This is a genomic window from Pedobacter sp. UYP1, assembly GCF_040547305.1.
In the GTDB taxonomy this organism is placed as follows: Bacteria; Bacteroidota; Bacteroidia; order Sphingobacteriales; family Sphingobacteriaceae; genus Pedobacter.
Map to the genome: position 1 here is coordinate 48,998 of NZ_JBEPPL010000010.1, position 13,451 is coordinate 62,448.

The window sequence follows — 13,451 nt, forward strand, 5'->3', positions numbered from 1 at the left end:
ATTTATTACTTTCGGGGATCCACTGATGGATTATAATTATGATGAATAAAGGCTGCCTTCCTCCTCCAGCAAAATAAGTACTTAATCAAGTTTCGAAACGGGTAATGATAAATTATTCGGATGGGAGCATTATGCCGGTTCGGCAAACAAGTAAATATTCATCAATTCCAATTTGTACCTCACAAATTGTATAATTCATTCAAATGAAAAAATCTTATATACAACTGCATATCGCAGTTTTATTGGCAGGCTTTACAGGTCTGTTTGGTCGCCTGATAAATTTAAACGAAGGATTGATCAGCTGGTACAGACTATTAATATCAGGCCTGGTGATGTGGATCTACTTATCATTTACTGGTAAGCAACAAAAGCTTTTACTAAAAGAAAGAATTAAAATCGGTTCAATAGGTTTTATTTTAGGTATTCACTGGATTTTCTTTTACGGAAGTATCAAATACTCAAACATTTCAGTGGGGGTGGTATGTTTTGCATTAACGAGCTTTTTTAACGCTATTTTGGCCCCGCTAATCAACAAAAAAAGACTGTCTGTCCAGGAAATAGGTTTAAGCAGTCTAACCTTGTGTGGCATTGCATTGATCTTTGGCATGGATGCAAGCTTCAGAATCGGAATAGTGCTGGGAATAATATCGGCTATCTTTTCCGCTCTTTATACCATCTTTAATGAGCGTCTTGTTCAGGAATATGAAAGTAATACTATTATATTGAATCAAATGATAGGAGGTGGTCTGGGATTAACTTTTATACTGCCTGTATTTTTACTGTTTTCACCTGCAGAATACTTGATTCCGACTATAAATGATTTGGGATGGCTGCTAATCCTTTCTATATTTTGTACTGTCCTGATGTATTTTTTGATTACCAGTGCATTAAAAAAGATATCTTCATTTACTGTAAGTCTGACTTATAACCTGGAGCCATTATATACTATTGCACTTGCAATCGTAGTATATAAAGAAAACAGAGTACTTTCAACCGGATTCTATATTGGACTATCATTGATATTAATTTCCCTGATGCTTCAGATGTACCGGGTTAAAGCCAAAAGTGGCGGTCTTATACTGCCATAGATATTTATAATATAGCAAAGAGGCCGTGCCTTTAATTTGCTGTAATCTTGTTAAAATATACTGTTATCAAAAGATAACAGTATATTTTGACCAGGCATTTCCAGTTAAAGAGATCATAAACTCGCCTGCCTTCTTTATAGCATCCTTTCCTTCAGGTAGTAACGAATGCCATAAAGGGAAATTATGAATCATTTGAGGCCATACTTCGAATTTGACATGAACTCCTGCCATAGCTGCATTATGGGTAAAAGTTAAGGCTTCACTCAACATTTCTTCGGCTTCTCCGACAATAACATAGGTTGGAGGAATACCATGAAGATTAGCATAAATAGGAGAGGCAACCGGAAGACCGGGATCTGCACCGCTAAGATAAGCAGCTGTTTGCGCTTTAATGGCCTTAAGATTAACAATTGGATCAATTCCTTCCTTTGTCCTGTAAGTCTCACCACTTTGACCTAAATCAATCCATGGAGATATAATTACCCCGCCAGCCGGCATAGGTATGCGCTGATCACGTAAAGAAATAAATAAATTGATAGTTGCGTTTCCGCCCGCAGAATCACCAGAAATAATAATATTTTTGGGGTCAAACCCTTGTGCTAATAGCCAGATATATCCTTCCAAAATATCCTCTAAAGGCTGTGGAAATGGATATTCGGGTGCAAGACGGTAGTCTAAAGCAAAAGTTTTCATTTTTCCTGCCCTTCCCAGTTCACTGATTTCCCCACGATGTGTTGCCGGGCTGCCAATTAAAAATGCACCACCATGTATATAATAGAGCACATGTGTATCTCTGGCTTCGGGAGAAGTTGTCCATTCGCCTTTTAACTCTCCAACAGATACAGTTTCATATTTTATATCAGTAGCTACTGGTAAAGTAGCATACATTTTATCTGCCTGAATACGCAATTCTGGAATGGGTGCGTTTAAGTCGAGATAAGTTTTGAAGTAATCTCTTGCAATTTTTAAATTTTTGTCCATGCTTTTATTAATTATATAATAGCAGCAAATTTCGGCTTAGCACAATGGGACAGTTAGAAGATTAGTGTTCAATATTGGTGTTTTCCGTGCCAGCTATCGAAAATTTAAGAACTCAAATATTTTTTATACATCAACTTGCGGTATTCAGCAGGAGTAAATCCTTCTTGTTTTTTAAACTGGCGGGAAAAATAGGAAAAGTCTTTAAAGCCCAGCAGATCGCTGATTTCACCGATGGAAAGATTGCAATAAACCAGCATCCGTTTCGCTTCAATCAATCCACGGTCGCGAACCATCACTCCGGCAGTTTTACCGGTTACATTCTTAACGATTTTATTGAGGTAATTAGCTGAAATATTCAGCTTGTCTGCATAGAAAGCTAAGTCAGGTTCTTCTTTATAATATTGTTCTATTAGTTTTTTGAATTTTTTATGTACCAATACCTGAAAAGAATCTGCAATTATTGGTTGTACTTTGTTCATTAACCTTTGAATGCGATTGAGCAAGGCAAAAAGAAGAGCGTTGATAATTATCGGAGCTTTTTTATCCCTGTTCAGCTCTTCCATGATCGGGTCAACAATCGCTTTGAGTTCTTTTCTCGCATTTTCATCCAGGCATAAATAGGGGGTAGTTAGACTTTCATCCAGAAATGTGAGTTCAAAAATAGATTCTTGTGTGTGATGTGCAAGCAGGAATTGTTCTGTAAAGGAGATACTATAACCCTTTACTTTTTCTGGCGAATTTAAAAGATGAATCTGACCTGGGGAGGTAATCAGTAAAGTATCAGTTTTAACAGCAATATCATGGTAATCTATGGTATGTGTAAATTCTCCTTCTGTTAACCAGATAAGCTGATAAAAATTATGCTTGTGAGGCCACTCTAAGTTTTTTGGCCACGATAAGTCTTCAAATCGTTCAAGCTTAAACAAATTCTCAACTGCTTTAGTAGATGGGAAGTCTTCGATTTTATAAGTTGGAATCATTATAGCATCAGATAATGGGCAAACTTAAGCAATTGAATGAAAAAATAGTGTTCCTTTTCAGAAACGAGTACTTTAATCGACACGTTAATTTGCAAATATGTTTCTTTAAATGATAACTAAACAATCTTAAAATAACATTATAAATTGCGGCATTTCCATATTAACTTGTACGCATAGAACTGGAACTTATATGCATGGAACTGGCAGCTATATTTTTATTGGTCAATTGTTGATATATTATGATTGTTTGTGCTAAAGTATCGGTATTTCCGGAATATGCTTTGATGCATCAGGAGCTTAAATCTGCTTCACTGCATTGGGATAATCATTTTAATAGTGGTAACTATGAAGGTAGCTGGACAGTATTACCACTCAGGTCAATCGGGGGTCAGGATACTATTGTTCCGGGTTTAACAGCAAATGATATTTTTGCAGATCATCCGAATATGGACCTGTTTCCTTCCATCCGAAAATTACTGGCTGCCTTTCAATGTACAGTTAAATCTGTAAGATTATTAAATCTGGCTGCCGGGGCAGTAATCAAGCCGCATTGTGATCAAGAACTTTCTTTTGAACATGGAGAAGCAAGACTGCATATCCCCCTGATCACGAATCCGGATGTCGCATTTTATATCCAGAATCAGCGGATAACCATGCATCCTGGAGAATGCTGGTATATGAATGCGAACCTGCGGCATCATGTTACCAATGGAGGGAAAACAGACCGGATACACCTGGTCATAGATTGTGAAGTAAATGCCTGGTTAAGCGAACTGATAAATTCAGCCGGTTATATTAGTCGTACATCAGATTATAGTCAGGAGCAACTCCTTGATATGATTTGTGAATTAAGAAATCAGGATACGGTAACATCGAATCAGCTGGCAGATGAGTTTGAAAAGCAATGCGATCAGCGTCGGCCTCTGGATCAGATTCTATCATTCTTGCAAAAGATCGGGTTGACCTATGAGCTGGAAATAATTGAAGAAGATACTTTTCTACCCGGTCTTAAATTACGGAATGGTGCTTTGGTAATCGATACTAAGCGATTGCTTTACCCTGGTGATGTGCTACATGAAGCCGGACATCTGGCCTGTATGCCGCCCGATATCAGGCAAAATATGAATAATAGTCTCGAAGATTGTGATCTGCACAGAGGTGGAGAAATGATGGCTATCGCCTGGTCATATGCAGCCTGTATCTTTCTTAAAATAGATCCTGAAATTGTATTCCATCCTGATGGCTATAAGGGTGGGGGGCAAAATCTAATTCAGAACTTTAATGCGGGGAATATCATTGGTTTACCCTTGTTACAATGGTATGGGATGAGTTATGATAAGTCAACAGCGGCGGCATCCGGATACCAACCTTTTCCACATATGATGAGGTGGACTTGTATGAAACAACCTTTTGAATAACATTTTAAATCAGTTACTATGCTTTCTAATTCACTAACGTCATCCCAGGAAACAGGAAAATTACAAGTCATGCACCTGAAACGGTTTTGGGAAAAGACTCTACTTAAAAGGGAAGGGAAAATAATTGATGATAGGCTGAAAAAAGAATGGAGATTTGATAAAATCCTGATGTCTGCATTAGGACTGGGACTGGAGCAGACTTCTATATACTTATTTGAAACTGTACCTGGTTTTGAAGAATTTGAAGACTGGATTATTAAAACAGCCGGTATGCCTCTGTCTGAAACTATTGCCCGTTATAATCGTGAATTTGGCAGCGGGGAATTGTTAAATAAAGATATTCCTGATGTGCTGAGTGATGAACAGCTTAAATGCTGGGATCAAAACGGATACCTCATTTTAAAAAATGCTGTTGCTAAAAAAGAATGTGATGAGACGATTGAAATTATCTGCGAGTCTATAAAAGTAAAGAGAGAGGAGTCTGAAACATGGTATCAGCATCATGCTTCCCGGCAGGGAATTATGGTGCAGTTATTTCAACATCCTGCAATTCAAAAGAACAGGGAGTCAGCTATTATCCGCCAGGCATATGAACAACTCTGGAGCCGTACAGATTTATGGTGTACAGCTGACCGTGTAGGTTTTAACCCGCCGGAAACAGCTGAATGGAAATTTCCAGGGCCTCATCTGCATTGGGATGTAAGTTTAAGCTTACCTATTCCTTTTGGTTTACAGGGAATACTTTATCTGGCTGATACGGAATCAAACCAGGGTGCTTTAACAGTCGTCCCGGGTTTTCAGAACAGATTAGAGCAATGGATCGGTGAACTGCCAGCAGGTGCTAATCCAAGACAGCAAGACCTTCATGCACTGGGTAGTTTCCCTATCGCAGCCAATGCAGGCGATTTTATCATCTGGCATCAGGCTTTACCTCATGGTAGTAGTCCTAATACTTCACAAAAACCAAGATTTGTTCAGTATATTAATTATGAACCTTTAAATCTTTTTGAGGCTGAGGAATGGATTTAATTGACTCAAGGTAGTATGAGAAAGATTGAATATTTCTGGAAATCTCTAAATCAAAAAAGCCTTCAATCATACGATTAAAGGCTTTTTGAATGTTTTACTACTTATTATGCGGACCGGACGGGACTCGAACCCGCGACCTCCGCCGTGACAGGGCGGCATTCTAACCAGCTGAACTACCGGTCCGTTTCTCCCTTGCGGGGCTGCAAAGATAGAAAACAATAATTCAAAACCAAATCTATTTCTTCTTTTTTTTCTTTTTCCTGTTTAACCAGATCATAAACCCAGTTACAGGTAAGCTTGCTGCAACCAAACTGGCGATAAAAGCTATAATTTTTCCAGGTAAACCTAAAATAGCGCCCACATGGATATCATAATTCATCCCAATCAGCTTTTCTCCAGCATTTTGCTCCTCGTAATTCCTTCTGTAGAGTAATTTTCCAGAATACTGATCAAATTGTAAAGCATCTGCATGATAATACGTTTCCTTGCCCTGTATTCCATAAATATAAATCACCCCATCAGCACCAGCAGCAGGGGAGACGTTTATTCTGTCTGAAGCAGGTAATAACACTTTCGCTTTATTAAATGCAATATCTACCGGATACGATGCAGAAAGAGCAGGTTTTGATTTCACCTGCTTGATTTCAGGAGGAGTTACTGATCCGGAAGCCACTGCGTATACCGTTGTTTGAAACCACTTAAAAGCGAATACCATGCCCGTTAAAGCTAAAATCAACGTAATTAACATCACATAAAATCCAGAAACGTTATGAAGATCATAAACTACTCTTTTAAATCCGGCCTTCCATTTGATCTTAAAACTTTTATTGATATTGGTCTTACTCCATTTTTTTGGCCACCACATGATCATACCAGTAATCAGCATGAACACAAATATCAATGTACTATAACCAACAATATTCTGTCCGTAAGTATCATTTAATAATAAACTCCAGTGAATGAACTTTACAATATTAAAGAAGTCATACTTATAATCATGTAAGCCTGTAACCGCTCCAGTATAAGGATTGATGAAAACAGAATCATAAAAATCAATTGATCCAAAGTAGGTTAATGCTTTTGGATCACCTGCTTTATAGGTCATGAATTCCCACGCATGCTCTTTATCTTTATAAGTTGTAGAAAAATTAACCGGCCGGTCCTTACCCAATGCCTGTTCAGCCTTCTTTAAAAGCGTGCTGTAAGGTAGTGTAACCGCTGATACAGGTGGCTTTACAAAGAATGTTTCCCGATGAATAAGATCAGATATCTCCTTTTGAAAAACAAATAAACAACCTGTAATACTGACTATCAGTACAACCAGTCCAGTAACTAAACCTAGCCAGAGATGTATTTGACCTATAACTTTGCGAAACCTTGTCATTAGAATTTATAAGCAAAACATACGGCTTCAGACGTAAAAGTGATCATTGATTGTTTTTATTTTAAGAAAGGTTAATTCTTTTAGCTGCACTCTAAGCAATCTATTTAGACTTATTAAAAATTATGCAAATCAACAAATATTTGATCTTAACATCAAATATTTTGACAATTCTTTTTTATTTAAATTATCAAAAGTGTATTCAGGCCCATTTTTATCCTCATTTTAATCAATATCTTACGATATGATAAGATTATTGATATTGGGAAACTCTAGCTTTGTCATGTGGTAAGGGGGGACAGATTTAGCTGGCAACCTGGATCCGGTAAAAAAAGAGGGTGGAAATTAATTATACAGGATAATGCGAAAACAAATCCGTTCTATAAGAGACAATTTAATCGGATATTATATATCTCTGCATTTCAAAATGTATTAGATTTGCTTAGAATATGAAAAGGATTTTAACTTTAAACTTAGCACTGCTTTTAGCGTGCGGGTTTTCAATGACTGCGAATGCTCAGGAAGGAACAAAAACCTCAAACGATGAGCCGCGATATAATTTCTCTCCAGCTTTTGAATTTCTGCGTTCTACGCATGGCAATTACTTTAATGGACCTTCATTCAAAGTAACCAGGAATCTCGAAAGCCGTTTTAAACCAGGTATTGGAATCGGTTATGCAACTACAAAGCTGCATTTTGATAATGCATTGCTGCTTCATAACATGAAATTAATCCCGGTTTATGCCAATGTAAGTTATGATATTACGAATAAATCTAAGTTTGAACCTTTCGCAGAGGCTTCAGCGGGTATTACTTTTCTAAGATATGACCGTTCCAGTGAAGCAGATCCGCTAGCTGTAAATCGTATAAACGAAAGAGGATTATATTTGTACGGTGGTTTTGGTGTCCGTTATAAAGTAACAAATCGTATCGCACCCTATGTATCGGCTGGCTTTAAAGGATTTAACAATACCCTTAACGACCTGGATATTAATCCTCATGGTATAACTTTTCAAGCAGGAGTACGATTTTGAGTACTGCCGACGAACAGATAACACATCATCATAAGCGTTTCGAAAATATAAACTACGAAGAAAAACATCTGGTCGGTCGTTATTTCGAAGGATGTACCTTTTATAAATCAACTATAAAGGGATGTCTGTTTGAAGACTCTACTTTCAATAACTGCACTTTTGAAGAGTGTGATATTTCTCTGATTAAATTTAAAGATACTTTTATAAGTAATTTGACCGTAGTGAATTGTAAAGCTATCGGAATACTTTGGTACGATACTTTGAATCCTTTCTCCATCATTGCCAGAAATTCTATATTGAGTTATTCCAGCTTTTTTGGAAAGACTCTTAAAAAAATACAGCTTACTAATTGTACAGCCAGGGAGGTCGATTTTTCCAACTGTAACTTAAGCAATGCTGATTTTAGCGGTACGGACTTTTTAGGATCTACCTTTTCCAGTACTGATCTCAGGATGGCTAATTTCACTGCAGCACAGAATTATCAGATAGATCCTGCAGGTAATAAGATCAAGGGAGCTATTTTTCAATTACCAGCGGCTATTTCTTTTTTAGATAGTCTGGGAATAAAAATCGTTGATTAAAAAGAATCATCCTAAATGCAATGCCTAAAAATTCAAACACTTTCCAGGCAATGCATTTAGGATGACTCTTTTTAAAAAGATAGCTTAATAAGCAGCAGTAAAACGTTGCTTTACATGTTTTGCATCCTCTAATTCGTCAATAATAGCAACCGCTAAATCTTCCACTGATAAGATACTTCTGCCATTTTCATCAAATACCGGTGTATCCAGGCTTGTTCTATAAGAACCTTTACGAACGCCTGAAGTTTGAGGACCCATTTCAAAAGCAGGACTGAAGAATGTCCAGTCTAAATCTTTTTCTTCCTTAATGATATTCAGATAATCTCTGGCAGCAGTTGCACCAGGTTTATAGGCCGCAGGGAAATCAGGTGTGTCAACAGCTTGTACACCAGGGGCAACCTCTAAACTTCCGGCGCCGCCAATTACAATATATCTTTTCACATCTGATGCACTGATACCAGCCTGTATAGCCTTTGAGCCCCTTAAAAACTCTGCGTAAATATCAGGGTTAGTCCATCCTGAATTATAAGCACTGATCACTGCATCCTTTCCATTTACAACTTTGGTTACCTGGGCAGCATCCAATACATCAGCTTTTTCAATTTTCAGGTGATCATGACGTACTGTGATTTTTTCCGGGTTTCGAACTACTGCAGTTACTTCGTGACCTCTGTTTAATGCTTCTTTTAAAATTGCTGAACCTACAAATCCTGAGGCTCCGATTAAGACTATATTCATGCGATTTAAATTTTATATTTTATGATACTGATTTAAATTTTTCACCAAACTCTTTCAATGTTTTTTTCTCTAGTTTGCTGGTTAGCGAAAGTTCCGCCTCTGTATACAATTCATCGAGGTGCTCATTAATCTGGCGGCCTACAATACAAGAAGGATTTGGAGTATTGGAACGACCAAGCAGGGGAGGTGTGCGTACAGCTTTATAAATTTCTGACAACAAAATTTCTGCTGAAGGCCGGGCAAGCATACATCCCCCGCCATTTCCCTCTTTGCTGGAAATAAATCCCAATTTACGCAGATTACTAATTTCCTTACGGACCAATGCCGGATTCAGGTTAATACTACCAGCAATCCATTCTGAGGACAGTCTTTGGCCTTTAGCTAAATCAAGTAAAGTAAGGATATGTAAAGCCGTAGCAAACTTTGCGTTATTCATCTGTAATAATAATTGTTACAGTACAAATGTATGTAAAAGAATTACTTAGTCAGATTTACTCTGTCTTATTTATGTAAAAATGAAATTAACTGTTATTTTGAAAGTCTCTTTTCTAAAATTACAGTGTTCCCGATTTTTCGTTTTCTAGAATTGTTCAGAATCACATTATAGTCACCCAGGAATCCTGTGCCCACTATATTTTGCGGAAAAGCAGAGCTTAACTGAATTTTTTGCTTTGGCAATTGAATTCCATTAAAAAGCAATCCAGGCACATTTACCTCATAAATGGTATCCAATACTTTTTTAGCATGGATATCAGAAAGGATTCTTTTAACTGGCTTAAGGCTATAATCTGCAATTAATTTACGGCCTAAATCAGATCTGGAGTTGATCTGGAAACCCGCACCTGATCCAAAATCCAATGCGAAATTAGTTTTGATACCGGCAATTTCCACCGCAACTTTTGGATAAGAATCATTTTTATAATTGATCGTTGTAAAAGCTGCTGACGGTGTAAAAGGCTGTTTAGAAATAGAAATTTGATTCTGATCATTATTAATCATCCAATTATAGCGGTAAACCATTTCAGTTCCGGTAGCTCCGGCAATGATGGTATCAGGAAAAGCATAATTTACAATAGCCTGCTCACTTCTGAATTTGAGGTTTCCAACCATAATCTTTGGTGAATAGAAAAGCAGGCGGTCATGCGGCCTGCCATTAGGAGCAACTAAAGTCAGGATATCTCCGCTTGGAGAAAGTGACCGCTTACTTTGGAAATAGGGGGTTAGTCTTAACGGTTTAGCATAAGTGCCAAATAATAAAGACATACTATCTCTATCAATCTTTACAGGAATAAAGATCCGGTTGTACTTATCCTTTTGAAAGGTTATCTTAGTGATTACAGGTGACTGCGCATTTGAATTTTGTGATAAAATAGAACAAACAAAGGTTAAACAGCTTACTGTAAAAATTGACCTTAAAGTTTTCTTATAGTCTGATTTTATGGTGTTCATCGTCGTGTGGATTTGTTGATATAAAAATAATCAATTTAAGAGAACAAAGCTACCTTTAAACAATTTCCTTATTTTAAACGTTTATTACGCAAACACTCTTCTATGCCCCTTTGGTTAAAACGCTCCATTCAAATATTTTCTGCGCTTATTGTCTTAGTCATTGTGATCTTTATTGGCCTTGCAATGTATGTGAGCGGTAATAAAAAAGAATTGCAGATGGCTATAACCAAAGAATTAAATAAGAATCTCAACGGTAATCTGACCATTGCTACTATTGAACCTACCTTTCTTAAAGGCTTTCCTAATGTATCAGTATCGTTAAAAAAGGTAGAAATTAAAGACAGCTTATGGAATATGCACCACCATTCGCTGCTTACCGCAGGAGATCTGGATATTTCTGTTAATACAATGGCGCTCTTAAAAGGAACTATAGAGATCAGGAAAGTTACGATCAACGATGCCTCAATTTACTTATATACTGATAGTAATGGCTATAGTAATACTTCAGTTTTTAAGAAAAAACCAGAGAAAGAACCAGCAGTGAAACAGGAGAGCTCATCCTCTACTCAAATCAGACGTTTTGATCTGAATGCCGTTCGGTTTATCCTGGATAATAGAAAAGGTAATAAACTGTTCTTGTTTGCTATACAAGACTTCAGTGGTAAAGTCGATTATCCATCCTCAGGCTGGAAAGCAGACATAAATTTAAAAACTTTAGTACGCAGCCTGGCCTTTAATACAAAAAGGGGGAGTTTTGTGAAAGATAAGCTGCTGGAAGGAAAAATGGATATCTCTTACAATGAAAAAGCAGGTATTATTGAAGTCAAACCTAATACTTTAAATATAGGGACTGACCCCTTCATTCTGGGGGCAAAATTTAAGATATCAAAAGATCCTGTTGAATTTTCTATCCGTGTAGAAGCTCCTCATATACTCTGGAAAAATGCTTCTGCCTTGCTTGCTCCAAATATTACCTCAAGACTGGATATGTTTAACCTTGACAAACCAATTTTTGCCAAGGCTATTATAGAAGGAAATATGGGTGCAGGAGGTGATCCCTCAATTTTCGTGAAAGCAAGAGTAAAGGATAATACGCTGACTGGCTTTGGTGGAGTAGTTGATAATTGCAATTTCGGTGGAGTTTATACCAACAACTTTATCAATGGAAAAGGTTATACCGATGAGAATTCTGCGATTAAACTTTATCATTTCTCTGGTAGCTATAAAGAACTTCCCTTTACAATTGATACAGTTTTTATTCATAATCTGGATAAGCCAGTGGCGACCGGTATTTTTAAATCTCAATTTGATGTCGCTAAACTGGGAACTGTTTTGGGAACCGACGTCTTAAACTTTACTAAAGGAACGGCCGATGTAAAACTGAACTATAGTGCAGATATTGTAGATTTTAAGTTGAATAAACCGATGTTAACGGGAACAATCAACGTGAAAAATGCAGATGTAAGTTACGTGCCTAGAAATGTGAATTTTAAAAACACTTCTATTTCCCTTGACTTTAAAGGGCCTGATCTTTTGATTCATGACATCAGGCTTCAAAGTGGTAAAAGCGTAGTTTTTATGGATGGAAGTGTCAAAAACTTCCTGAACCTATATTATAATTCTCCGGAGAAAATCCTATTGAACTGGAGGATGCATAGCCCTGATCTCTATTTAGGCGACTTTCTTGCTTTTCTGGGAACCAGAAAGAACAGTGTCCCTGTTAAATCGAAGAATAAAAGCAATAGTTTCGCTACCCAGATGAATACCATGCTGGAAAAAGGTAATGCTGAAATTAATTTACGGGTTGATAAAGTTCACTACAGTAAGTTTACAGGAACAAATGCGACTGCAGATGTTTTCCTTTCTGAAAATGGACTCAACTTAAAAAATGTAAGTCTGAAACATGGTGGAGGTTTGATTAAACTGAATGGGAAATTACAGCAAAATGGCCGTTTAAACAACTTTGCATTAAACACAGTGGTCTCTAATGTTAATATCAGTGATTTCTTCTATTCATTTGATAATTTCGGTTTGGAAAGCCCGACTTATAAAAATTTAAAAGGGAGCTTCTTTACGAAAACCAATATTACCGGGAGTGTAGATGGTCAAGGTAAACTTATTCCGAGATCAATGAATGGAAACGTTAGTTTTGATCTTAAGAAAGGGGCTCTTGTGAATTATAATGCGGTGAAAAGTATCGGTAAGTTTGCTTTTCCGTTCCGGAATCTGGATAATATTACATTTGATAACCTTAATGGTAATTTTGATATTAAAGGAAGGCTTGTTACTATCAAACCGATGATGATCAATTCCAGCTTATTGAATATGAATTTAGCAGGTGTTTATGCGACTACCGGCAAGGGGACTAACATCCTGCTTGATGTGCCGCTCCGAAACCCAAAGAAAGATGAGGATATTACGGATAAGCAAGAGCTTAAGGAGCGGAGGATGAAAGGTATTGTCATACACATCCTCGCCACGGACGGAGAGGACGGTAAGATCAAATTTAAGCTGGTTGGGAAAAAAGATAAAGACAGTTAAGGCTGTAAGCTTTCAAATTTATCTCCGATCAAAAAGATAAGATCTTCATCTGCAGTTACCTCATCATTGGTCACCCACATATCATCCTCAGAGAGAAAGATTTCAAAGTTTTCCTGACCAGGTATGTCCACCATAAAAATTGAATCGTCGTCATTTTCAACTTCAGTAATGATCACGGGAATTGTTTCACCTTCAAATTCTACTGAGAATTCTGTTTTTAAATCTGCCATG

13 protein-coding genes and 1 tRNA gene are annotated in these 13,451 nt (G+C 37.2%); 6 read left to right on the top strand and 8 right to left on the bottom strand.

What is annotated here, in order from left to right; translation table 11 throughout:
- The first annotated feature begins 203 nt into the window (after positions 1-203).
- Positions 204-1,088, top strand: a complete 885-nt coding sequence (locus ABIB30_RS18335) for a DMT family transporter (RefSeq protein WP_354304499.1) — start codon at positions 204-206, stop codon at positions 1,086-1,088.
- A 66-nt stretch (positions 1,089-1,154) separates the two neighbouring features.
- Here the strand turns inward: ABIB30_RS18335 and ABIB30_RS18340 are convergent, their stop codons facing one another.
- Positions 1,155-2,069, bottom strand: a complete 915-nt coding sequence (locus tag ABIB30_RS18340) for an alpha/beta hydrolase (protein ID WP_354304500.1) — start codon at positions 2,067-2,069, stop codon at positions 1,155-1,157.
- Between the two features lie 104 nt (positions 2,070-2,173).
- Positions 2,174-3,049 (bottom strand): helix-turn-helix domain-containing protein, encoded by an 876-nt coding sequence (locus ABIB30_RS18345; protein ID WP_354304501.1) that lies wholly within the window; start codon positions 3,047-3,049, stop codon positions 2,174-2,176.
- A gap of 239 nt (positions 3,050-3,288) precedes the next feature.
- Here ABIB30_RS18345 and ABIB30_RS18350 point away from each other — a divergent pair, with 239 nt between their 5' ends.
- Both ABIB30_RS18350 and ABIB30_RS18355 read left to right on the top strand, forming a co-directional pair.
- On the top strand, positions 3,289-4,467 hold the full coding sequence (locus ABIB30_RS18350) for an aspartyl/asparaginyl beta-hydroxylase domain-containing protein (RefSeq protein WP_354304502.1): 1,179 nt from the start codon (positions 3,289-3,291) through the stop codon (positions 4,465-4,467).
- An 18-nt stretch (positions 4,468-4,485) separates the two neighbouring features.
- Positions 4,486-5,496, top strand: a complete 1,011-nt coding sequence (locus tag ABIB30_RS18355; protein WP_354304503.1) for a phytanoyl-CoA dioxygenase family protein — start codon at positions 4,486-4,488, stop codon at positions 5,494-5,496.
- Positions 5,497-5,605: 109 nt separating this feature from the next.
- Here the strand turns inward: ABIB30_RS18355 and ABIB30_RS18360 are convergent.
- Positions 5,606-5,679: transfer RNA gene (locus ABIB30_RS18360), tRNA-Asp, on the bottom strand.
- A gap of 52 nt (positions 5,680-5,731) precedes the next feature.
- Positions 5,732-6,880 carry a PepSY-associated TM helix domain-containing protein gene (locus ABIB30_RS18365; RefSeq protein ID WP_354304504.1) on the bottom strand — a complete coding sequence of 383 codons (1,149 nt, stop codon included), beginning with the start codon at positions 6,878-6,880 and terminating at the stop codon, positions 5,732-5,734.
- A 446-nt stretch (positions 6,881-7,326) separates the two neighbouring features.
- Here ABIB30_RS18365 and ABIB30_RS18370 point away from each other — a divergent pair, with 446 nt between their 5' ends.
- The gene (locus ABIB30_RS18370) at positions 7,327-7,911 is read left to right on the top strand and encodes a hypothetical protein (RefSeq protein WP_354304505.1); all 585 of its coding nucleotides are present in this window, start codon (positions 7,327-7,329) and stop codon (positions 7,909-7,911) included.
- On the top strand, positions 7,908-8,492 hold the full coding sequence (locus ABIB30_RS18375) for a pentapeptide repeat-containing protein (protein WP_354304506.1): 585 nt from the start codon (positions 7,908-7,910) through the stop codon (positions 8,490-8,492). The genes ABIB30_RS18370 and ABIB30_RS18375 overlap by 4 nt, the downstream gene beginning before the upstream one ends.
- A gap of 84 nt (positions 8,493-8,576) precedes the next feature.
- Here ABIB30_RS18375 and ABIB30_RS18380 read toward each other — a convergent pair whose 3' ends face one another.
- The 3 genes from ABIB30_RS18380 to ABIB30_RS18390 form a co-directional block, all read right to left on the bottom strand.
- Entirely contained in the window at positions 8,577-9,230 is a 654-nt protein-coding gene (locus ABIB30_RS18380; protein ID WP_354304507.1) for an NAD(P)-dependent oxidoreductase, read from the bottom strand.
- 19 nt (positions 9,231-9,249) lie between these two features.
- Positions 9,250-9,666 (bottom strand): RrF2 family transcriptional regulator, encoded by a 417-nt coding sequence (locus ABIB30_RS18385; protein WP_354304508.1) that lies wholly within the window; start codon positions 9,664-9,666, stop codon positions 9,250-9,252.
- A 92-nt stretch (positions 9,667-9,758) separates the two neighbouring features.
- Positions 9,759-10,679, bottom strand: coding sequence for a hypothetical protein (locus ABIB30_RS18390; protein ID WP_354304509.1), 921 nt, complete (start codon positions 10,677-10,679; stop codon positions 9,759-9,761).
- Between the two features lie 102 nt (positions 10,680-10,781).
- Between ABIB30_RS18390 and ABIB30_RS18395 the strand changes: the two genes are divergently transcribed.
- On the top strand, positions 10,782-13,220 hold the full coding sequence (locus ABIB30_RS18395; protein ID WP_354304510.1) for an AsmA family protein: 2,439 nt from the start codon (positions 10,782-10,784) through the stop codon (positions 13,218-13,220).
- Here ABIB30_RS18395 and ABIB30_RS18400 read toward each other — a convergent pair.
- Entirely contained in the window at positions 13,217-13,450 is a 234-nt protein-coding gene (locus ABIB30_RS18400) for a hypothetical protein (protein WP_354304511.1), read from the bottom strand. The genes ABIB30_RS18395 and ABIB30_RS18400 overlap by 4 nt on opposite strands.
- Position 13,451: the final 1 nt, after the last annotated feature.